The sequence below is a fragment of the Thermobispora bispora DSM 43833 genome, from assembly GCF_000092645.1.
GTDB lineage: Bacteria > Actinomycetota > Actinomycetes > Streptosporangiales > Streptosporangiaceae > Thermobispora > Thermobispora bispora.
The window spans coordinates 1,535,443-1,556,752 of the sequence record NC_014165.1; the positions used below are offsets into that span (position 1 = coordinate 1,535,443).

Annotated in this window: 21 protein-coding genes and 1 riboswitch; all 21 genes read left to right on the forward strand. The window is 74.9% G+C overall.

Going from position 1 to position 21,310, the window contains the following annotated elements; genetic code table 11:
• The first annotated feature begins 51 nt into the window (after positions 1–51).
• Positions 52–909, forward strand: coding sequence for a dihydroorotate dehydrogenase electron transfer subunit (locus tag TBIS_RS06790; protein WP_013131607.1), 858 nt, complete (start codon positions 52–54; stop codon positions 907–909).
• Between the two features lie 54 nt (positions 910–963).
• On the forward strand, positions 964–1,938 hold the full coding sequence (locus tag TBIS_RS06795) for a dihydroorotate dehydrogenase (RefSeq protein ID WP_041431303.1): 975 nt from the start codon (positions 964–966) through the stop codon (positions 1,936–1,938).
• On the forward strand, positions 1,935–2,633 hold the full coding sequence (gene pyrF / locus TBIS_RS06800; RefSeq protein ID WP_013131609.1) for an orotidine-5'-phosphate decarboxylase: 699 nt from the start codon (positions 1,935–1,937) through the stop codon (positions 2,631–2,633). Before TBIS_RS06795 ends, pyrF begins: the two co-directional genes overlap by 4 nt.
• Before the next feature lie 827 nt (positions 2,634–3,460).
• Positions 3,461–3,784, forward strand: a complete 324-nt coding sequence (gene mihF / locus TBIS_RS06805) for an integration host factor, actinobacterial type (protein WP_013131610.1) — start codon at positions 3,461–3,463, stop codon at positions 3,782–3,784.
• 87 nt (positions 3,785–3,871) lie between these two features.
• A complete protein-coding gene (gene gmk / locus TBIS_RS06810) occupies positions 3,872–4,471 on the forward strand; it encodes a guanylate kinase (RefSeq protein WP_050760459.1) in 600 nt (199 codons plus the stop codon).
• Between the two features lie 12 nt (positions 4,472–4,483).
• Positions 4,484–4,750, forward strand: a complete 267-nt coding sequence (gene rpoZ / locus TBIS_RS06815) for a DNA-directed RNA polymerase subunit omega (protein WP_013131612.1) — start codon at positions 4,484–4,486, stop codon at positions 4,748–4,750.
• 34 nt (positions 4,751–4,784) lie between these two features.
• Positions 4,785–5,996: a bifunctional phosphopantothenoylcysteine decarboxylase/phosphopantothenate--cysteine ligase CoaBC gene (coaBC, locus tag TBIS_RS06820; protein ID WP_013131613.1), complete on the forward strand. Its 1,212-nt coding sequence runs from the start codon at positions 4,785–4,787 to the stop codon at positions 5,994–5,996.
• A 278-nt stretch (positions 5,997–6,274) separates the two neighbouring features.
• Positions 6,275–7,462 (forward strand): methionine adenosyltransferase, encoded by a 1,188-nt coding sequence (metK, locus tag TBIS_RS06825; protein ID WP_013131614.1) that lies wholly within the window; start codon positions 6,275–6,277, stop codon positions 7,460–7,462.
• A gap of 90 nt (positions 7,463–7,552) precedes the next feature.
• Positions 7,553–9,655: a primosomal protein N' gene (locus TBIS_RS06830; protein ID WP_013131615.1), complete on the forward strand. Its 2,103-nt coding sequence runs from the start codon at positions 7,553–7,555 to the stop codon at positions 9,653–9,655.
• A 40-nt stretch (positions 9,656–9,695) separates the two neighbouring features.
• On the forward strand, positions 9,696–11,393 hold the full coding sequence (locus tag TBIS_RS06835; RefSeq protein ID WP_013131616.1) for a hypothetical protein: 1,698 nt from the start codon (positions 9,696–9,698) through the stop codon (positions 11,391–11,393).
• A complete protein-coding gene (locus TBIS_RS06840; RefSeq protein WP_013131617.1) occupies positions 11,390–12,601 on the forward strand; it encodes a hypothetical protein in 1,212 nt (403 codons plus the stop codon). Before TBIS_RS06835 ends, TBIS_RS06840 begins: the two co-directional genes overlap by 4 nt.
• A gap of 40 nt (positions 12,602–12,641) precedes the next feature.
• Entirely contained in the window at positions 12,642–13,190 is a 549-nt protein-coding gene (def, locus tag TBIS_RS06845; RefSeq protein ID WP_013131618.1) for a peptide deformylase, read from the forward strand.
• The gene (gene fmt, locus TBIS_RS06850; RefSeq protein ID WP_013131619.1) at positions 13,190–14,119 is read left to right on the forward strand and encodes a methionyl-tRNA formyltransferase; all 930 of its coding nucleotides are present in this window, start codon (positions 13,190–13,192) and stop codon (positions 14,117–14,119) included. The genes def and fmt overlap by 1 nt, the downstream gene beginning before the upstream one ends.
• Positions 14,120–14,145: 26 nt before the next feature.
• Positions 14,146–15,543, forward strand: a complete 1,398-nt coding sequence (locus tag TBIS_RS06855; protein WP_013131620.1) for an RsmB/NOP family class I SAM-dependent RNA methyltransferase — start codon at positions 14,146–14,148, stop codon at positions 15,541–15,543.
• Positions 15,544–15,608: 65 nt separating this feature from the next.
• Positions 15,609–16,268, forward strand: coding sequence for a ribulose-phosphate 3-epimerase (gene rpe, locus TBIS_RS06860; protein WP_013131621.1), 660 nt, complete (start codon positions 15,609–15,611; stop codon positions 16,266–16,268).
• Positions 16,269–16,377: 109 nt separating this feature from the next.
• Positions 16,378–16,526: riboswitch (FMN riboswitch) on the forward strand.
• Positions 16,527–16,644: 118 nt separating this feature from the next.
• Positions 16,645–17,733: a bifunctional diaminohydroxyphosphoribosylaminopyrimidine deaminase/5-amino-6-(5-phosphoribosylamino)uracil reductase RibD gene (ribD, locus tag TBIS_RS06865; protein ID WP_013131622.1), complete on the forward strand. Its 1,089-nt coding sequence runs from the start codon at positions 16,645–16,647 to the stop codon at positions 17,731–17,733.
• A gap of 5 nt (positions 17,734–17,738) precedes the next feature.
• Entirely contained in the window at positions 17,739–18,338 is a 600-nt protein-coding gene (locus TBIS_RS06870; RefSeq protein ID WP_013131623.1) for a riboflavin synthase, read from the forward strand.
• Positions 18,335–18,988: a nicotinamide riboside transporter PnuC gene (pnuC, locus tag TBIS_RS06875; RefSeq protein ID WP_013131624.1), complete on the forward strand. Its 654-nt coding sequence runs from the start codon at positions 18,335–18,337 to the stop codon at positions 18,986–18,988. The genes TBIS_RS06870 and pnuC overlap by 4 nt, the downstream gene beginning before the upstream one ends.
• Positions 18,985–20,208 carry a bifunctional 3,4-dihydroxy-2-butanone-4-phosphate synthase/GTP cyclohydrolase II gene (locus tag TBIS_RS06880; RefSeq protein WP_013131625.1) on the forward strand — a complete coding sequence of 408 codons (1,224 nt, stop codon included), beginning with the start codon at positions 18,985–18,987 and terminating at the stop codon, positions 20,206–20,208. The genes pnuC and TBIS_RS06880 overlap by 4 nt, the downstream gene beginning before the upstream one ends.
• Entirely contained in the window at positions 20,205–20,675 is a 471-nt protein-coding gene (ribH, locus tag TBIS_RS06885) for a 6,7-dimethyl-8-ribityllumazine synthase (RefSeq protein WP_013131626.1), read from the forward strand. The genes TBIS_RS06880 and ribH overlap by 4 nt, the downstream gene beginning before the upstream one ends.
• Before the next feature lie 39 nt (positions 20,676–20,714).
• Complete coding sequence (locus tag TBIS_RS06890) at positions 20,715–21,173, forward strand: PH domain-containing protein (RefSeq protein WP_013131627.1); 459 nt, start codon at positions 20,715–20,717, stop codon at positions 21,171–21,173.
• Positions 21,174–21,310: the final 137 nt, after the last annotated feature.

Here is a 21,310-nt window from a genome sequence, read left to right on the forward strand (position 1 = left end):
CGGTGCCGGGCCGGGCCCGCCGAGCCGAGGGAGAGGCCGAGGGAGCAGGGAGTGGCCGCAAGTCCGGTTCAGGTGACGGGCACGGTGCTGACGACGCGCCAGGTGGACGCCTATCATGCGCTCACCGTGGTGGCGCCGGGCATCGCCGACAGGTTCCGCCCCGGTCACTTCGTCACCGTCGCCGTCGGCGGCCCCGGGTCGTCGATGATCACCCGGCGCGCCCTCTCCATCCACGACGTCACACCGGACTACGGGGGCACGGTGGAGCTGGTCTTCAGCGTGCGCGGGCCGGGGACGGCCTGGCTGGCCGGTCTGCGCGCCCGCGACACGCTCGACCTGGTCGGCCCGCTCGGCCGCCCGTTCCCGCTGCCGCGCGATCCGTGCACCTGCGTGCTGGTGGGGTGGGAGTACGGCTCGGCCCCGCTGTTCGCGCTGGGGGACGTCCTGCAGCGCCGCGGGTGCCGGATCGACTTCATGCTGGGCGCGAAGACCGCCGACCGCGTCTTCGGCGCGCTGCGGGCCCGCAGGATGGCGGAGACGACAACGCTCGTCACGGAGGACGGTTCGCTCGGCCTGCGGGGCACGGTGATCGACGTCCTGCCCGGGGTGATCGCGGACACCCGGGCGGACGTGGTCTACGCGAGCGGGCCGATGCCGGTGCTCCGCGGCGCCACCGCGGTCGCCGTGGAGTTCGGGATCCCGATCCAGGTGGCGGTGGAGGAGTCGATGGCCTGCGGCATCGGCATCTGCATGACCTGCGTGGTGCCGGTGATCGGCGAGGACGGCGTCACCAGGATGGTCCGCGCGTGCACGGAGGGGCCCGTGTTCCGCGGCGAGCGGGTACGGTTCGGCGACGTGGGGACGATCCCGTTCGACGCGCTCGGCGCACCTGGGGGCCGGCATGCCTGAGGCGGTGCGCGGGCGCGCCCATGCCCTGGTCGGCGCGAGGCGGGGTGAGCGGCCATAGCCGTCGATCTGCGGACCTACCTCGCCCATGTGGAGCTGCCCAACCCGGTGCTGACCGCGGCCGGCTGCGGCGGCACCGGGCGCGAGCTCGCGCACTTCTACGACCTGCGGCGGCTGGGGGCCTTCGTCACCCGGTCGATCACGGTCACGCCGCGGGCGGGGCGGCCGACGCCGCGGATGGCGGAGACGCCGTCCGGGCTGCTCACCGGCGTGGGGTTGCAGGGCCCGGGCGTCGACGCCTTCCTGGAGCGGGAGCTGCCCTGGCTCGCGCAGCGGGGGGTGCGGACCATCGTGTCGATCGGCGGGAGCACGGTGTCGGAGTACACCACGCTCGCCCGGCGGCTCGCCGACGAGCACGCGATCATGGCGGTCGAGGTGAACCTCTCGTGCCCGAACGCCGAGGATCGGGGTAGGGTATTCGGCCGCGACGGGTCAGCGGCCGCCGAGGTGGTGTCCGCGGTGCGCGCGGTGACGCGGTACGACGTCCCGGTCATCGCCAAGCTCCCCCCTGACGTGACCGACATCGTGGCCGTGGCGCGTTCGTGTGTGGACGGCGGCGCCGACGCGCTCACGCTGATCAACACACCGCTCGGCATGAGCATCGACGTGGACGCCATGCGCCCGGCGCTCGCGGCGGGGGTCGGGGGCCTGTCCGGCCCGGCCGTGCGGCCGCTCGCGGTGCGCTGCGTGTGGCAGGTCCACGCCGCCCTGCCCGGCGTCCCGATCGTCGGCGTCGGCGGCGTGGCGACCGGGAGGGACGCCCTGGAGCTGATCCTGGCCGGCGCGTGCGCGGTCGGCGTGGGCACCGCCATGTTCCAGGACCCGTACGCCTGCCTGCGCGTCCTGCGAGAGCTGGAGGAGCTGCTCCGGGAGCGCGGGTTCGACCGGGTGGCGGACGCGGTGGGCCTCGCCCACCGGCCGGCGGGGCCCGGTCTCCGTGAGACCGACGATCTTGAGGAGAGTTCCCTGTGACGACGCCAGCTCCCATCGCCGTCGCCCTCGACGCGCCGGACCTGGAGACCGCGGCCCGCTGGGCGGGCCTGGTGACCCCCCACGTGTCGACCGTGAAGGTGGGCCTGGAACTCTACCTCCGCTACGGCCCGGACGTGATCGCGTCGGTGCGCGGCGCGAGCGGGGTGCAGGTCTTCCTGGATCTCAAGCTCCATGACATCCCCAACACCGTGGGGGCGGCGGCGCGGGCGGTCGCCCGGCTCAGGCCCGCGATCCTCACCGTCCACGCCGCCGGCGGCGCGGCGATGATCCGGGCCGCGGTGGAGGCGGCGCCGCACACCAAGATCGCCGCCGTGACGCTGCTGACGTCGCTGTCCGCCGCCGACCTCGGCGAGATCGGCATCCAGGGCCCGCCGTCGGACGCGGTCCGCCGCCTGGCCGCCCTGGCGGTGGAGGCGGGCGCCCAGGCGCTCGTCTGCTCCCCGCAGGAGGTCGCGGCGGTCCGGGCCGAGGTGGGGCCGGACATCATGCTCATCACCCCGGGCGTACGGCCGGCCGGCGCCGACACCCAGGACCAGGCCCGGGTGGCGACCCCGGAGGAGGCGATCGCCAACGGGGCCGATCTCCTCGTGATCGGCCGCCCGATCACGGGCGCGCCCGATCCGGGCGCGGCCGCGGCCGCGATCGCCGCGGCGCTGCGGCGTGCCGTCCCCTGACCGGGCGGCGCCCGGCGAGATGGCCGCACCCCGCTGCGCGGGCCTCGTTCCGCCGGGCGGGCGTGCACCCGCCTGTCTCACCGCCCGGCCCGGGAAGGCCTGTCCGGCGCGCGCACGGCTCGCGGCGCGACAGCCGGCCGATGGCGAACGGCCGGTTCCCCGGGCTCCCGCGCCTACGGCTCGCGGGCGCGCATGCGCCGGCGGGTCGGGCCGGGACGGCAGGCCCCGTGCGGGCACGGCCCGCGGGACGCCTCGCCGGCGTCCGGGCACCCTGCCGGCGGCGCCGGAGCGCGGCGGGGCGACCGCGTACGGGCGTCCGCATGCGGGCGTCCCTGCGCGGGCGGGTGCAGCCGGGCGACGTGCGGACGGGCACCGGGCGGCCGTGGTGGCCGCGGCGGGCCGCCGTGCGTCACCGGGTTGGCGCGGCGATCGCGTTCCTGCTATCGATTTCCCGTCGACCGTGCGGAGCGGTGGGCCGGGCCGCATGCTAGCGGATCCGGCCGCGTCCATGATCGGCTTTTCACGGATCCCGGGTGTCCCGCGAGTCCGGCACGGCCCGCCCGGGACGCCGCCAGACCCGCGTGCCGGCGCGCCGGCGCCGGGCCGGTGGCGCGGCCGTCCCGCCCGGGGCGGCCGGCGGTCACGGGCGCCGGGCCGCAGGTAAGTTCAGGGTCCATGGTCGACAAATCGTGATATAAGAGTTACCAATGGTAGTGCCACTTATTTTGTGGTGAGAGAAACACCCCGTCACGTTGCCGTACGGGGCATAGTCAAGCTAGTTTCCCCTCCCGTCCGAGTACATCGACAGAAATCCGAGGTGACCCGGCGTGGCTCTTCCTCCCCTAACCCCCGAGCAGCGCGCCGCCGCTCTCGAGAAGGCAGCCAAGGCGCGTAAGGAACGTGCTGAGGTGAAAAGCCGCCTCAAGCGGAACGCGATTTCCCTGTCCGAGGTGCTCCAGGCGGGGCAGACCGACGACGTCATCGGCAAGATGAAGGTCTCCGCCCTGCTCGAGTCGCTCCCGGGCGTGGGTAAGGTACGCGCCAAGCAGCTCATGGAGCGCCTGGGCATCGCCGAGTCCCGCCGTGTGCGGGGTCTCGGGGCCAACCAGCGCGCTGCTCTGATCCGAGAGTTCGGCGGCGCCGAGGGCTGATCTCGGCTCCGGTCGAGCGACGTCGAACGGGGGTACGGAGTGACCGGCAAGTCCAGGGCCGCTGGAGCCGAGGCCCATCAGGAAGCCGTGCCCAGCGAGTCCCGGGCTCACGGCGGTGGCTCCTCGCCTCGTAAGCCGCGTCTGACGGTCCTCTCCGGTCCGTCGGGTGTCGGCAAGTCCACGGTCGTCGCCGAGCTCCGGCGGTCACACCCCGAGGTGTGGCTGTCGGTCTCGGTGACCACCAGGAAGCCCCGCCCGGGGGAGAGGCACGGCGTCGAGTACTACTTCGTCGATGACGCCGAGTTCGATCGCATGATCGCCTCGGGCGAGCTCCTGGAGTGGGCCGAGTTCGCGGGCCACCGCTACGGTACGCCCCGCACTCCCGTGCTGCAGCGGCTGGCGGCCGGCGTGCCGGCGCTCCTGGAGATCGATCTCCAGGGGGCCCGGCAGGTGCGGGCCGCCATGCCTGATGCCCTGCTCGTCTTCCTGGCTCCGCCCAGCTGGGAGGAGCTGGAGCGCCGGCTGCGCGGCAGGGGCACCGAGCCCGCCGACGTGATCGAGCGCCGGCTCCAGGCCGGGCGGATCGAGATGGCGGCCGAGAAGGAGTTCGACGTCACTTTGGTGAACACGGACGTCAAAGATGTGTGCCGCCGGCTGATAGCCTTGATGACAAATTCGCCGAGCTAGGGGAATCGCAACGTGGCAAGCAGCGCAGGCTACGCGGAAGGCATAACCAACCCGCCGATCGACACGCTTCTCGACGTCGTCGACAGCAAGTACAGCCTCGTGATCATGGCCGCCAAGCGGGCGCGCCAGATCAACGCCTACTACTCGCAGCTTGGTGAGGGCCTGCTGGAGTACGTCGGCCCGCTGGTGGAGACGCACGCCCAGGAGAAGCCGCTCTCCATCGCGCTGCGGGAGATCGCGGAAGGCCTGATCAAGGCCGAGCCGGCCGAGTCGTCCTGAGCGACGCCTTGGACGATCAGCCGGGAGGGCGCGCGTGACCTCCGTGGTGCTCGGCGTGAGCGCCGGGATCGCCGCCTACAAGGCGTGTGAGCTCCTCCGTCTGTTCACCGAGTCCGGCCACGACGTGCGGGTCGTGCCGACCAGGGACGCCCTCCGGTTCGTCGGTGAGCCCGCATGGGCCGCGCTGTCCGGCAACCCGGTGGCGACCGAGGTGTGGCAGTCCGTGCACGAGGTGCCGCACGTCCGGATCGGCAAGGAGGCCGACCTCGTGGTGGTCGCCCCGGCCACGGCCGATCTCCTCGCCAAGGCGGCCCACGGCCTCGCCGACGACCTGCTCACCGCCACCCTGCTCACCGCCCGGTGTCCCGTCGTGTTCGCCCCGGCGATGCACACCGAGATGTGGGAGCACCCGGCCACCCGGGCGAACGTGGCGCTGCTGCGCGAGCGGGGGGCGATCGTCATCGAGCCCGCGGTCGGCAGGCTCACCGGCGCCGACACCGGGCCGGGCCGGCTGCCCGAGCCCACCGAGATCTTCGAGGTCTGCCGCCGGGTGCTCGCCGGGCGCGGTACCGACCTCGCCGGGCGGCACGTGGTCGTCTCGGCCGGCGGCACGCGCGAGGCGATCGACCCGGTCCGCTTCATCGGCAACCGTTCCTCCGGGCTGCAGGGCTACGCCCTCGCCCGTACCGCGGTCGCCCGCGGGGCCGAGGTCACCCTCGTGGCGGCGAACGTCGCGCTGCCCGACCCGGCCGGGGCGAAGATCGTGCGGGTCGAGTCCGCGCTCGAGCTCCGTGAGGCGGTGCTCGCCGCCGCCGAGCAGGCGGACGCCGTGGTGATGGCCGCCGCGGTCGCCGACTTCCGCCCGGAGCGGCGGAGCGACGTCAAGATCAAGAAGACCTCGGCGGAGCCCGAGCCGATCCGGCTGGTCAAGAACCCGGACGTCCTCGCCGAGCTCGTGGCGCAGCGGCGCGCCCGGCGGGAGGCCGGCGGACCGGCCGGCCCGCGGGTGATCGTGGGCTTCGCCGCCGAGACCGACGACGTGCTGGCCAACGGGCGGGCCAAGCTGGAGCGCAAGGGGTGCGACCTGCTGGTGGTCAACCAGGTGGGGGAGAACCTCGGCTTCGGCACGCCCGACAACGCCGCCGTGGTGCTCGCCGCGGACGGCGGGATGGTGGAGGTCCCCCGCGGCCCCAAGGAGGACCTCGCCGATGTGATCTGGGACCTGGTCGCCGAGCGCCTCGGCTGACCGGTCCACCGCGGCGCCGTTCCCGGCCTCCCCGGCCCCTGGATGAGCGGTCGGGGCGAGCGGCCGGTGGGCCCGGCGTCCCGGCCACCGGTTCCGGGCCGGTCCCGGTCCGGCGTTTCCGGGCCGCCACGATGCGGAACGGCTTCGCAGTGCCGTACCTGGTACGGCTAGACTCGCGTGGAGCATCAAAGCGGTCGCCGGGAAGGAGGGCCGGCCCCCGGCCCGGCGTGGCAGGCCGCTTCGCAACGTCAGCAGCCGCTGCATGAGGAGCCACTGAGTTGTCCCGTCGCCTGTTCACCTCCGAGTCGGTTACCGAGGGCCACCCGGACAAGATGGCCGACCAGATCAGTGATGCGATTCTCGACGCCATGCTCCGGGACGACCCGAAGAGCCGGGTCGCCGTCGAGACGTTGATCACCACCGGCCTGGTCCACGTCGCCGGCGAGGTGACGACGGAGACCTACGTCGACATCCCGACCATCATCCGGGAGAAGATCCTCGAGATCGGGTACGACGCCTCGCACAAGGGCTTCGACGGCGCGTCGTGCGGTGTCTCCGTGTCGATCGGCTCGCAGTCGCCGGACATCGCCATGGGCGTGGACGACGCCTACGAGGTCCGCACCGGGGAGGCCTTCGACGCGTTCGACCGCCAGGGCGCGGGCGACCAGGGTCTCATGTTCGGGTACGCCTGCCGGGAGACCCCGGAGCTCATGCCGCTGCCGATCATGCTCGCCCACCGGATGGCGAAGCGGCTGGCCGACGTGCGGAAGAACGGCACCATCCCGTACCTGCGCCCGGACGGCAAGACGCAGGTCACGATCGAGTACGACGGCGACCGCCCGGTCCGGCTCGACACCGTGGTCGTCTCCACCCAGCACGCGGCCGAGATCGACCTGCGGGAGATGCTCGCCCCGGACATCCGCGAGCACGTCGTCGACCCGGTGCTGGCCGACCTCGACATCGAGACCGAGGGGTACCGGCTGCTGGTGAACCCCACCGGCCGCTTCGAGATCGGCGGCCCGATGGGCGACGCGGGCCTCACCGGCCGGAAGATCATCATCGACACCTACGGCGGCATGGCCCGGCACGGCGGCGGCGCGTTCTCCGGCAAGGACCCGTCCAAGGTGGACCGCTCGGCCGCCTACGCCATGCGCTGGGTGGCCAAGAACGTGGTGGCGGCGGGGCTCGCCGACCGGTGCGAGGTCCAGGTCGCCTACGCCATCGGCAAGGCCCACCCGGTCGGCCTCTTCGTCGAGACCTTCGGCACCGAGAAGGTCCCGGTGGAGACGATCCAGGAGGCGATCCTCGAGGTGTTCGACCTCCGGCCGGCCGCGATCATCCACCACCTCGACCTGCTCCGGCCGATCTACTCGCAGACCGCCGTGTACGGCCACTTCGGCCGCGAGGGCTTCCCCTGGGAGGAGACCAACCGCGTCGACGACCTCCGGTCCTACGTCGGCTTCTGAGCCCACCGGCCCGGCCGGCCGGTCCGCACGCGTCCCGGCGGCGCTCGCGTCCACGCGGGCGCCGTCGTCCGCTTCTGGTAGGACGTAGACGTGACCGAGCCGATCAGCGAGCCCAGCCCGCAGGAGGCGCTCCTGCCCGCCGCCGGGCGCGCCGGCGGATCGCCCCGGCCCGGCGGGAAGCCCGGTGGGAAGGGGGCCCGCCAGCCGGCCGAGCGGCTCCCCGTGGCGCGGGTTCTGATCGATTCACCGCTGCCGCACCTGGACCGCCCGTTCGACTACCTCGTCCCCGCGGCGCTGGACGCCGACGCGGTGCCCGGCTGCCGGGTGCGGGTGCGGTTCGCCGGGCAGCCGGCCGACGGGTACCTGCTGGAGCGCGTGGCGCGGAGCGACCACCCCGGGCGGCTCGCCTTCCTGGAGCGCGTGGTCTCCCCGCTGCCGGTGCTCACCCCCGAGATCGCCGGGCTCGCGCGGGCGGTGGCCGACCGGTACGCGGGCACCATGTCCGACGTGCTCCGGCTCGCGATCCCGCCCCGGCACGCCCGGGTGGAGGCCGAGCCGGGCAGCCCCGCGCCCCGGGCCGCCGAAGCGCCGGCGCCGCCGGACTGGCGCACCCCCGGCGACGGGTGGGACGCGTACCCGGCCGGGCCGTCGTTCCTCCGGGCGCTCGCCGAGGGCCGGTCCCCGCGCGCCGTCTGGACCGCCCTCCCCGGCATCGGCCCGGACGGGCCGTCGTGGCCCCTCGCCGTGGCGTCGGCCGTGCGCGCCACCCTGGCCGGCGGCCGCGGCGCGGTCGTGGTGGTGCCGGACGGCAAGGACGTGGCGATGATGGCCCGGGCGCTCGGCGCCACCCCGCACGTGGCGATCACCGCCGACCTGGGGCCGGCCGAGCGCTACCGCCGCTGGCTCAAGCTGCTGCGCGGGGAGGTCCGGGTCGCGGTCGGCACCCGACCGGTCGCCTTCGCCCCGGTGCACCCCCTCGGGCTCGCCGTGATCTGGGACGACGGCGACGACCTGCACGCGGAGCGGCACGCCCCCTACCCGCACACCCGGGAGGTGCTGACGCTGCGCGCCCACCGCGCGCGGGCCGGCCTGCTGGTCGGCGGCTACGCCCGGACCGCCGAGGCCGCCCTGCTCGTGGCGAGCGGCTGGGCCCACCCGCTCGTCCCGGCCCGCGGGGAGCTCCGCGCGCGGGCCCCGCTGATCCGCCCGGCCGGTGACGACGCCGAGCTCGCCCGCGACGAGGCCGCCCGGGCGGCCCGGCTCCCGACCGTCGCCTGGCAGGCCCTCAAACGCGGCCTGGAGCGCGGGCCGGTGCTCGTGCAGGTCCCGCGGCGGGGGTACCTGCCCGCCCTCGCCTGCCTGCGCTGCCGCGCCCCCGCCCGGTGCGGCGGCCCGGCCCAGGGCTCCGGCGCGCCCGGCTCCGGCCCGGTCTGCTCTGGTCCGCTCGCCCTGCGCGGCGGGCACGCCGCGCCGTACTGCCGGTGGTGCGGGCGGATCGCCGGTGACTGGCGCTGCCCCCGGTGCGGCTGCCCCCGGGTGCGCGCCATCGTGGTCGGCGCCCGGCGCACCGCCGAGGAACTCGGGCGGGCGTTCCCCTCGGTGGCGGTGAAGACCTCGGGCCGCGACGGGGTGCTCGCCACGGTCGGCGCCGGCCCGGCGCTCGTCGTCGCCACGCCCGGGGCCGAGCCGGTGCCGGAGGGCGGGTACGCGGCCGCGGTGCTCCTCGACGGGTGGGCCCTGCTCGGGCGGCCCGACCTGCGCGCCGCCGAGGAGACGCTCCGGCGGTGGATGAACGCCGCCGCCCTCGCCCGCCCCCGCGCGGAGATCGTCGTCTGCGCGGACGGGGCCGTCCCCGTGGTCCAGGCCCTGGTGCGCTGGGACCCGGTGACCTTCTCCGAGCGCGAGCTCGGCGAGCGGGCCGAGCTGGGGTTCCCCCCTGCCGCGCGGATGGCCTCGCTCACCGGCCCGGGCGCGGCCGTCCGGGAGATGCTCGCCGAGACCGACCTCCCCGAGGACGCCCAGGTGCTCGGCCCGGTGCCGATCGACGGCGGGCTGGAGCGCGCCGTGATCCGGGTGCCGCGCCGCAGCGGGGCCGCGCTCGCCCGCGCCCTCAAGGCGGCGAGCGGGGCACGCTCGGTACGGAAGGCCACGGATGTGGTGCGTGTGCAGGTAGATCCGCTCGATCTCATCTGACCGATTCGCGATGCCGACGGTGACCCGTTAACGTCTCCCTGTGTCGATCGAATGGGTGAACCGGGCCATTGACAGGCTCCGAGCCTGGGGACGCGAGAAGGGCGTCGAGGTCGACATCGACGAGATACGCCTGCTCTGCGACTACGCCAGCGACTATCTGGACGTGCACCGGCTCGGCGACTTCCGGCCGAGCACCTTCGAGGAGCTCCTGCTGGAGATCTACCCGCGGAAGGTCATCGCCCCGCCGGAGAGCGCGCCGGAGACCATCGCGGCGGCGCGCACCCTGGTCGACTTCCTGCTCGACCAGGGCGAGATCGGCGAGGACGTCGCCGCGCGGATGCGGGAGACCATCGACCGGATCGAGCCGGAGATGCCGCACGCGCTCGCCGACACGAGCAAGTTCGGCATGGCCAAGAGCCTGTTCAGCTCGATCGGCCCGGAGGCGCTGGACGGCCCGATGCCGGGCGAGCTCGCGGCCGAGGAGGGCGGCGCGCCGGACGCCGGCCTGGCGCCCCTCCCGCCGGTGCGGCTCGCCCCCGCCGCCGAGCTGGCCGCGGCGGTCCGGGAGGTCCCGCTGCTGCGCGACGCCTTCCGGGTCGCGGCCTGGCTGACCGAGGGCGGCAGGACCACGACGACGCGCAAGACGCTGCGGGTGCGGGACGCCAAGCAGATCACGGCCGAGCTCGGCATCGCCCGGCCGCAGCTTCCCTGGCGGCTCGCCCTCCACCTCGGCCTGATCCGGCTGGACCGCACCGCGATCGTGCCGGGGGAGGCGTTCCGGCCGCTGCCCGGCCTCCCCGACGACGAGGTGCTCCGGCTGTGGGCGCGCATGGTCGCGTTCCTCGTCGATCCGCCGGTCGCCGTCACCGGGGACGAGGTCGTCGACGACGGGCTCTTCCCCATCCACGACCTGCTCTACCGCATGCAGGCCCCGGTTCCCCAGGACGCCATCGGCGAGTACCTCAAGGAGACGCTCGCGGGGGACCGCCCGATGGGCCCGATCGGCGCGGCGCTCGCCGGGCTGGCCGAGGCAGGAACGGTCCATGTCACCGAGGAGGGGGTCACCCTCACCCCGCACGGCCTGTGGGGGATGCGCGAGCTCTACACCTCCCGGGGCATGGACGCCCCGATCGCGGCCGATCCGTCGGAGGGCGACGCGAGCACGCTGATCGCCGGTCTGGTGACCGACAGCCTCCCCGAGGAGGAGGCCGAGCGGTGCATCCAGGCGTGGCTGGCGCGGCGCGACCCGCAGACGGCCGCCGACGAGCTGCTGTCCGCCGTGGTCGGCGCGCCGGCCGAGGTCCGCGGGGTCGCCGTCTCGATCGTCGACCGGCTCGGGCCCGAGGCCGCCCCCGCGGTGCGGTCGTACCTCGACGACCCCGAGCTGCGGCCGCACGCGATCCACTGGCTCTCCTCCCGCGGCCTGGACGCCCCGCCGCTCACCCACGAGGAGCTGCTGTGGGTGAGCGTCGACATGCTCGCGCTCGCGCTTCCGGCGGCCGAGGCGGACCCCGAGACCTTCGCCGAGAACATCGCGGCCTCCGGCCCCTCGATCGAGCTGATCGAGGAGATGTGGAAGGTCGACCACCCCGACGTGGTCGAGGTGCTGGAGATGCTCAGCGGCACCCTGACCGACCCCGACGCGGCGAAGGCGGCGCGCAAGGCCGCGATGAAGGCCCGCTCCCGCGCCATCCGGCGGCCGCCCGGCGGCCGGGAGTGGAGTAGGTTGCAGGGGTGATCGATCGCGAAGGGCTCAGCTTCCCGCCGGTCGAGCTCGCCCCGGAGGAGGAGCTCGCGCGGGCGGTGCACCGGGTGCCGCTGGTCCGCGACGCGGTCCGCCTGGCCGGGTGGGCCGGCGCCCGCCGCCTCACCGGGGACGGGCGGCCGGCCGGGGCCGACGCGGCGGCCGCGGCCGCCGAGCTCGGCCTGGACCCCGGCGTGCTGCCGCTGGTGTGGGACGTCGCCGCGGGGCAGGGCCTCCTGGCGGCCTCCGGCGGGGAGGCCGGGACCGGCCCCGGGATCGGCGACCCCCTAGAGTTCTGGGACGGCGTGGTCACCGGCCTGCTCCGCCGCGGCGACCTGACCGGTTCACCGGTGATCGACGAGCACCTCGCCGAGACCCTCGCGGCCGTCTACGCGGTGCGCGAGGGCGTCCCGCTCGCCGTGCTCGCCGACGGCCTCCTCCACGCCCACCGGGTGGCGTGCGGGGCGGCCGCGGAGGAGCTGGGCCGGCTGCGCGCGGCCGTCCCGGGCGAGCTCGCCCGGGCGGTCCGCCTGCTGGAGTACTGCGGGATCGCCGAGCGCTCCGGCGACGCGGTACGGCTCACGCCCCTGGGCGTGTGGGCGGTGCGCCGCGACCTGCTCCGCGCCGGCCACGACGCGCCCATCCTGGACCAGGTCGCCGAGTTCGCCGAGGTGACCGCGGCCGAGCTCGTCGACGCCATGCTCGCGGGCAAGGCGCCGCCGAGCGCGGTCCCGCTCTGGCTCGCCCGCCGCGCGCCCGAGGCCGCGGCCCGGGAGCTGATCGCGGTCGCCTCCTCCGGAAACGCTGCCCAGCGCGGGACCGTGGGGACGATCCTGGAGGAGCTCGGCCCGGAGGCCGAGCCGGCCGTGCGCGCGGCGCTCGACGACCCGATGGTCTGGCGGTACGCCGCGGCCTGGCTGGGGGTGCGGGAGCTGCCCGCCCCGGCGCTCGGCGAGGACGACGGCGCCTGGGTGGCCGTGGACACGCTCGCCGCGCTCCGCCACCTCGGCGGCCCGGCCGGCGAGGCGCACTTCGACCTGCTCGGCGAGGACCTGCTCACCCTGATCCCGAGGATGGGGCGGGTGGACCACCCCGACGTGCTCTGGGTGCTCGACACGCTCGGCCGCCACCACCCCGACCCGCTGATCGCCAAGGCGGCGCGCAAGGCCGCGATGAAGGCCCGGTCACGGCCCGTACACTGAAAAACGTCCTGCCTGCCCACGATCTGAACGGAGTCCGCCGTTGGCAATTCGGCAGATCCGCCTCTTCGGTGATCCAGTGCTGCGCACCCCGGCGGAGCCGGTGGTCGACTTCGACAAGGAGCTGCGCAAGCTCGTCAAGGACCTGACCGACACGATGCTCGACGCGAACGGCGCCGGGCTCGCCGCGCCCCAGATCGGGGTGAGCCTGCGGGTGTTCACCTACAACGTGGACGGGCAGCTCGGGCACCTGGTCAACCCGAACCTCGACCTCTCCGATGAGATGGACGAGGAGGGCGAGGAGGGGTGCCTGTCCTTCCCCGGCCTGTCCTACCCGACGCCGCGCGCCATCCGGGCGGTCGCCAAGGGCTTCAACATGTACGGCGAGCCGGTCACGATCGAGGGCACCGAGCTCATGGCCCGCTGCCTGCAGCACGAGACCGACCACCTCGACGGGATCCTGTTCATCGACCGGATGAACCCCGAGCACCGGCGGCTCGCCATGAAGGCGATCCGCGAGGCGGAGTGGAGCGGGCTGTCGGCGCCGGTCGTGAAGATCTCCCCGCACCCGACCTACGGGAAGGCCCTGTAGTGCGCCTGGTCTTCGCGGGCACGCCCGAGACCGCGCTCCCGTCGCTCCGCGCGCTGCTCGGCTCGCCCCGGCACGAGGTGGTCGCCGTGGTCACCCGCCCGGACGCGCCGTCCGGCCGCGGGCGGCACGTCCACCCCAGCCCGGTGGCCCGGCTCGCCGAGGAGGCGGGCCTGGAGGTGCTCAAGCCGGCGAAGGCCTCCGACCCGGTCTTCCTCGACCGGCTCCGGGAGATCGGCCCGGACTGCTGCGCGGTCGTGGCGTACGGGGCGCTGCTCCCGCAGGCCGCCCTGGACATCCCGCCCCACGGGTGGATCAACCTGCACTTCTCCGTGCTCCCCGCCTGGCGGGGCGCGGCGCCGGTGCAGCACGCCATCCTCCACGGCGACGAGATCACGGGCGCCACGACCTTCCGGATCGTCAAGGAGCTCGACGCCGGCCCGGTCTACGGGGTGCTCACCGAGCAGATCCGCCCCGACGACACCAGCGGCACGCTGCTGGAGCGGCTCGCCGAGGCCGGGGCCGGCCTGCTCCTCGCCACCCTCGACGGGATCGAGGACGGCACGCTCGTGGCCCGGCCGCAGCCGGCCGACGGGGTGAGCTACGCGCCCAAGATCGAGCCGGAGGACGCCCGGGTGGACTGGACGGCCCCGGCGATGCGGGTGGACCGGCTGATCCGGGCCTGCACCCCGGCCCCCGGTGCCTGGACCACGTTCCGCGGCGGGCGGCTCAAGCTGGGCCCGGTGCGGCTCGCCCCCGAGGCGGGCGAGCTCGCCCCGGGCGAGCTCCGGGCCACCAAGACCACGGTGCTCGCCGGCACCGGTACGATCCCGGTCGAGCTCGGCGAGGTGCAGCCGCAGGGCAAGCGGATGATGACCGCGGCGGAGTGGGCCCGCGGCGTCCGGATCACGGAGCGGGACCGCGTCGAGTGAGCGGACGACCCCGGAGGCCGGAGGGCATGAACAGAGGCCAGCAGCGCAGCAGCGGACGCGGCGGACGAGGACCGGCCACCGGCGGGCGCGGCCGGCGGCCGAGGCGGGACGAGGCCCGGATCGCGGCCTACGACCTGCTCCGGGCCGTGGACGAGCGGGACGCGTACGCCAACCTGCTGATGCCCACGCTGCTCCGGCAGCGGAAGATCACCGGGCGGGAAGCCGCCCTCGCCACGGAGCTCGCCTACGGCACGCTCCGCGGGCTCGGCACCTACGACGAGATCATCGGCGCCTGCGGGGACCGCGCGCCCGGCGAGCTCGACCCGCCGCTCCGCGACGCGATCCGGCTCGGCGCCCACCAGCTCCTGCGGACCCGCATCCCGGCCCACGCGGCGGTGAGCTCCACGATCGACCTGATCCGGCTCCGCGTGGGGCCGGGCCCGTCCCGGTACGCCAACGCGGTGCTGCGCAAGGTGGCCGGGCGGACCCTGGACGAGTGGCTGGCGATCGTGGCCCCGCCGAAGGAGGAGGACCCGATCGGCCACCTCGCCGTGGTCCACAGCCACCCGCGCTGGATCGTCAACGCCTTCCGGGACGCCCTCGGCGGTGACCTGGACGAGACCACGGCCGCGCTCGAGGCAGACAACGCCCGTCCCCGGGTCGCCCTGGTGGCCCGCCCCGGGCGGTGCTCGCCCGACGAGCTGGTCGCCGCCGGGGCCGAGCGCGCCGCCTACTCGCCGTACGGGTGCTATCTCACCGAGGGGGACCCCGCGGAGATCCCCGCGGTCGCCGAGGGCCGCGCCGCCGTACAGGACGAGGCGAGCCAGCTCGTCGCCCTCGCGCTCACCCGGGTCCCGCTCGACGAGGACCGGCGCTGGCTCGACATGTGCGCCGGGCCCGGCGGGAAGGCCGGGCTCCTCGACGCGATCGCGGCCGAGCGGGGCGCCCGCCTGCTCGCCGCCGACGTGCAGCACCACCGCGCCCGCCTGGTCCGCGGCGCGGTGACCCGGGCCGGGGTGGTGCAGGCGGACGGGACCGCGCCGCCGTGGCGGCCGGGGACGTTCGACCGGGTGATGCTCGACGCCCCGTGCACCGGCCTGGGCGCGCTCCGCCGGCGCCCCGAGGCCCGCTGGCGCCGCCGGCCGAGCGACATCCCCGAGCTCACCGGCCTCCAGCGGAGGCTGCTCGCCTCGGCCCTCGAGGCGGTGCGGCCGGGCGGGGTGGTGGCGTACGTCACCTGCTCGCCGCACCTCGCGGAGACCCGGGTGGTGGTGGGCGACGTGGCACCCGGCCGGGCCGAGGTGCTCGACGCCCGGGAGTACCTGCCGGAGGTGCCCGGCCTGGGGGACGGGCCGTTCGCCCAGTTCTGGCCGCACCGGCACGGCACCGACGCCATGTTCCTCGCCCTGCTCCGCCGCAGGTGAGCCCCGCCGCGCGGCGGACCCGGGGCGGCCGTGCGCTCCGCGCGGCGGCCAATAGACTGCGGCACATGGCCGTACAGATTGCGCCCAGCATCCTCTCCGCCGACTTCGCCCGGCTCGCCGAGGAGGCGGCCCGCGTGGAGGGGGTCGCGGACTGGCTCCACGTGGACGTGATGGACAACCACTTCGTGCCGAACCTCACGATCGGCCTGCCGGTGGTGGAGGCGCTGCTGCGGAGCACCTCGATCCCGCTCGACTGCCACCTCATGATCGAAGACCCGGACCGGTGGGCCCCCGGGTACGCGGAGGCCGGGGCGGCGAGCGTGACCATCCACGCCGAGGCGGCGAAGGCGGTGATCCGGACGCTGCGCGCGATCCGTGCGGCCGGGGCGAGGGCCGGTCTCGCGCTCAACCCGGCCACCCCGGTCGAGGCCTACGAGGACCTGCTGCCCGAGATCGACATGCTGCTGGTGATGACCGTGGAGCCCGGCTTCGGCGGCCAGCGGTTCCTCGACATCATGCTGCCGAAGGTGGCCCGGGCCCGGGCGCTGATCGACAAGCACGGCGGCGAGGTGTGGCTCCAGGTGGACGGCGGGGTGTCCGAGGAGACCATCGAACGGTGCGCCGCCGCCGGCGCCGACGTGTTCGTGGCGGGCAGCGCGGTCTACGGCAGCTCCGACCCGGCCAAGGCGGTGCGGCACCTGCGCGCCCTCGCCGAGCGCGCCTGACGCCCGCCCGGTCCGGCGCGACGCGCCCCCGGTTTGTGGCACACGACAAACGCAGGCCCAAATCCGGTCAACGCGGACTTGACGGCACATGGCACACTAGAAGGCGTACACGCGTGCTCCGGGGTCGGTGAAACTCCGAACCGGCGGTGAAGCCTTTGTGGCGGGGCGAAGTCCGCGACCCGGCCGAAGCCATCGGCCGGTGGATCTGGTGAGAATCCAGAACCGACGGTGAAAGTCCGGATGGGAGGCAGCGCGCGAGGGGACGCCACGGCCTGTTCCGGCCGTGCGCCCGGCCACGAGATGCACTTCGGCATCCCGCGCATCCCCGGGGCCCGCCGTGACGACATAGGTCCGGCAAGGCGAGAGGAAGACCGGGGTGACCTCGCGGGACGACCACTACATGCGGCGGGCGATCGAGCTCGCCGCCCGCGGCCACGGCGGCACCAGTCCCAATCCGGTCGTCGGCTGCGTGGTCGTCGACCCCACCGGTGAGATCGTCGGAGAGGGCTTTCACGCGTACGCCGGTGGGCCGCACGCCGAGATCGTCGCACTGCGCCAGGCGGGTGAGCGCGCCCGCGGCGCCACCGCCTACGTGACCCTCGAACCCTGCGACCACACCGGGAGAACCGGCCCGTGCACCGCCGCGCTCCTGCAGGCGGGCGTCGCGCGGGTGGTGGTCGCCGTCCCCGATCCCAACCCGGTCGCCGCCGGCGGGGCGGAGACGCTCCTGCGGCACGGGGTGACGGTGGACGTGGGGGTGCTCGCGGCGGAGGCCGAGCGGGTGAACGAGGAGTGGCTCACCTACATGCGCGCCCGCCGGCCCTTCGTGACCTGGAAGTTCGCCGCCACCATCGACGGGCGCTCCGCGGCGGCCGACGGCACCAGCAAGTGGATCACCTCGCCGGAGGCCCGCGCCGACGTGCACCGGCTCCGGGCCGCGAGCGACGCCATCGTCGCCGGGATCGGCACCGTGCTCGCCGATGATCCGCGGCTCACCGTGCGCACCCCCGAACCCCGGCGGACGCGGCCGGTGCTGCGCGTCGTGGTCGACTCCGGCGCCCGGACCCCGGCGGGGGCCCGGGTGCTCGACGGCGAGGCCCCCACGCTCGTGGCCGTCGCCGACGACGCCGACCCGCCCCCGCACCTCGGCGACGCCGTACGGCTCCCGCGGGCGGACGGCGGGCTCGACCTGCGCGCGCTCCTCGCCGAGCTGCACCGCAGGCAGGTCGTGAGCGTGCTGCTCGAGGGCGGCCCGACCCTCGCCGGGTCCTTCCTGCGGGAGGGCCTGGTCGACCGGGTCGTCGGCTACCTCGCGCCCGCGCTGCTCGGCGCCGGCTCCGCCGCGCTCGGGCCGGCCGGGGTCACCACCATCGCCGAACGCCACCGGCTCGAGTTCGAGGAGGTCACCCGGATCGGGCCGGACCTCAAGGTCGTCCTCCGGCCGTCCCGTAAGGAGGGGAACTGAAACCGATGTTCACCGGAATCGTCGAGGAGCTCGGCGAGGTCGTCGCGCTCGAGCGGGGAGGGGGCGCGTCCGCGCGCCTCGCGGTCCGCGGTCCCGTCGTCACCGCCGGCGCGGCCGCCGGCGACTCGATCGCCGTGAACGGCGTCTGCCTGACCGTGACCGGCCTGTCGGGCGACGTGTTCACCGCGGACGTGATGAAGGAGACCCTGGATCGTTCCTCCCTGGGGGCGCTGGAGCCGGGATCCCCGGTCAACCTGGAGCGAGCGGTGCCGGCCGGCGGGCGGCTCGGCGGGCACATCGTGCAGGGCCACGTGGACGGCGTGGGCACCGTGCTCTCCCGCGAGCCCGGTGACAACTGGGAGATCGTGCGCTTCTCCCTCCCGCCCGCCCTCTCCCGCTACGTGGTGGAGAAGGGGTCCATCGCGGTGGACGGGGTGAGCCTGACCGTGGTCGAGGCGGCCGGGGACTCGTTCACGGTGAGCCTGATCCCCACCACCCTCGAGCTCACCACCCTCGGCCGGAAGCGCCCGGGCGACCCGGTCAACCTCGAGGTGGACGTGATCGCCAAGTACGTGGAGCGGCTCCTGGAGAGGACGCGCGCATGAGCTGGGCGGAGGCGGGGTTCGAGGTCCTCGGCCAGCGCGTCCTGTGGATCGACCTGGTCGGCAACGCCTGCGCGCTGGGCACGGTCTACCTCGCGATCAAGCGGACCGTGTGGACCTGGCCGGTGCAGCTCACCGGGACCGTGCTGCTCTTCATCGCGTCGGTCAACGCGCACATCACCGGCAACGCGCTCAAGCAGGTGCTGTTCGGGGTGCTCGCCGTGTACGGGTGGGTCAAGTGGGCCAAGGGCACCCGGGACGGCGCGGCGCTGCCGATCCGGCCGGCCACGGCGCGGGAGCGGGCCGCGCTGTGCGCGGCCATGGCGGTGGGGACGGTCGCGGTCGCGCTGACGTTCACCGCGCTCAACGCCCGCGGCTGGCACATCTCGTGGGCGCCCTGGCCGGACGCCTACATCTTCGTCGGCAGCGCGGTGGCCACCTGGGCCCAGGGCCGGGCGCTGGTCGACTTCTGGCTCGTATGGGTCGCCGTGGACCTGGTGGGCGTCCCCCTGGCCTTCTCCTCCGGCCTGGTGGTCTCCGGCCTCGTCTACGGGGTGTTCCTCGTGATGGTGCTGATCGGATTCCGCGGGTGGCTGCGGCAGGCGCGGGTGCTCGCGGTGCAGCGACAGGAGACGGAGGCGATGGCCGCGTGACCGACATCCAGCTGGACCCGATCGAGCGGGCCATCGCCGACATCCGGGACGGCAGGCCCGTGGTGGTCGTCGACGACGAGAACCGGGAGAACGAGGGGGACCTCATCTTCGCCGCCGCCAAGGCGACCCCCGAGCTGCTCGCCTTCATGATCCGGTACACGAGCGGCGTGATCTGCGTCGCCATGGAGGGGACCGCGCTCGACCGGCTCGGCCTGCCGCTCATGGTGCGGGAGAACCGCGACCGGCTCGGCACCGCGTACACGGTCACCGTGGACGCGGCGGAGGGGGTGACGACCGGCATCTCCGCGGCCGACCGGGCGCGGACCATCCGCCTGCTCGCCGACCCGGCGACCCGGCCGGAGGACCTGGTGCGGCCCGGGCACATCTTCCCGCTCCGCTACCGGGAGGGCGGGGTGCTGGTCCGGCGCGGCCACACCGAGGCGGCCGTGGACCTCGCCCGGCTCGCCGGCCTGCCCCCGGCCGGCGCGCTCGCGGAGATCGTGAACGACGACGGCACCATGGCGCGCCTGCCCCGGCTGCGTGAGTTCGCCGACGAGCACGGCCTGGCGCTCGTCACGATCGAGCAGCTCGCCGAGCACCGCCGCCGCTCGGAGCGGATGGTCACCCGGGTCGCCGAGACCCGCATCCCCAACCGGTACGGGGTGTGGCGCGCCTACGGGTACACCAGCCTGCTCGACGGCGGCGAGCACCTGGCCCTGGTCTACGGCGACCTGGCCGACGGGGAGAACGTCCTGGTCCGGCCGCACTCGGAGTGCCTCACCGGCGACGTGCTCGGCTCGCTGCGGTGCGACTGCGGGGCGCAGCTCGACCACGCGATGCGGGTGATCGCCGAGGAGGGCCGCGGGGTGGTCGTCTACCTCCGCGGGCACGAGGGCCGGGGGATCGGCCTGACCGCCAAGCTCCAGGCCTACAGCCGCCAGGACGCCGGGAGCGACACCGTCGACGCCAACCTGGAGCTCGGGCTGCCGGTCGACGCGCGGGAGTTCTCCAACGCCGGGCACATCCTCGCCGACCTCGGGGTGCGGTCGGCCCGGCTGCTCACCAACAACCCGGCCAAGGTGCGGGGCATGGACGGTTACGGGGTCAAGGTGCTCGGCCGGGAGCCGATGCCCGTGGCCGTGACCCCGTACAACCGGGGCTACCTGGCGGCCAAGCGCGACCGGCTCGGCCACCACATTCCCATCGAGGAGGACCGATGAGCGGAACTGGGCGTCCCGGCGTCGCCCCGGTGGACGCCGAAGGGCTCACCGTCGGCATCGTGGCGGCGCGGTGGAACGCGGAGGTCACCGACCGGCTGCTCGAGCGGGCGGTGCGCGCGGCCGAGGACAGCGGCGCCCGGGTGATCACCGCGCGGGTGGCCGGGGCGATGGAGATCCCGGTGGTGGCCCAGGCGCTCGCCCGGCGCTGCGACGCCGTGGTCGCGCTCGGCGCGGTGATCCGGGGGGAGACCCCGCACTTCGACTACGTGTGCGACTCGGTGACCGCGGGGCTGACCCGGGTGGCGCTGGACGAGTCGACCCCGGTGGGAAACGGCGTGCTCACGTGTGACACTCTTGATCAGGCGATCGCGCGGTCCGGCGTGCCCGGGAGCAAGGAGGACAAGGGCTACGAGGCGACCATCGCCGCCCTTGAGACGGCCCTGGTACTGCGCCGCCTGAACTCCTGAACCGGCACGCGGCCGCCCGGAGAGGAGTGAACGTACGGGGTGAGCCGTTTGCCCGAGGATGAGCCGCCCTCGCTGCCGCTGACCTGGCGTCCCCGGTGGGCCCCGATCGTCGCGTACGGCCTCGCCGTGGTGATGGTCGTCGGCATGGCCGCGCTCGCCTTCACCCTGCCGCCCGAGTACGGCACCGGCGACCGGGCCGGGATTGTGATCTTCGGCCTGCTGGTGGCCGCGGTGCTCCACCTCCTGGGCCGGCTCCGGGTGGAGGCGGACGAGCGGGGGATCACCGTGGTCAATCCGCTCCGGGTGCATCGCTTCGAGTGGCCCCAGGTGATCGACGTGACCATGGCCGAGGGCGACCCGTGGCCGAGGCTCGACCTGGCCGACGGCAGCACCGTGGGCGCGATGGGCATCCAGAGCGCCGAGCGGAGGCGGGCGGAGCGGGCGGTCGCCGAGCTGAGCGCCCTCATCCGCGCGCACGGCGAGGCCCCCGACCGCTAGGCGCGGCGCGCCCGAACCGGGATGCTCCGCGGCGGGCCCGGCCGATCCGGGTGCGCGGCGACGCTCATGGCGCGGCGGCCGGCCGGAACGGCGAAAGCCCCCGGCCGCGGGGCGGCCGAGGGCTCAGGGGGACGGGC

Coding starts and splice junctions, on each gene's coding strand:
- TBIS_RS06870 (WP_013131623.1), top strand. CDS start 17,739: ATGTTCACCGGAATCGTCGAGGAGCTCGGCGAGGTCGTCGCGCTCGAG.
- rpe (WP_013131621.1), top strand. CDS start 15,609: ATGGCCGTACAGATTGCGCCCAGCATCCTCTCCGCCGACTTCGCCCGG.
- pnuC (WP_013131624.1), top strand. CDS start 18,335: ATGAGCTGGGCGGAGGCGGGGTTCGAGGTCCTCGGCCAGCGCGTCCTG.
- TBIS_RS06855 (WP_013131620.1), top strand. CDS start 14,146: ATGAACAGAGGCCAGCAGCGCAGCAGCGGACGCGGCGGACGAGGACCG.
- ribH (WP_013131626.1), top strand. CDS start 20,205: ATGAGCGGAACTGGGCGTCCCGGCGTCGCCCCGGTGGACGCCGAAGGG.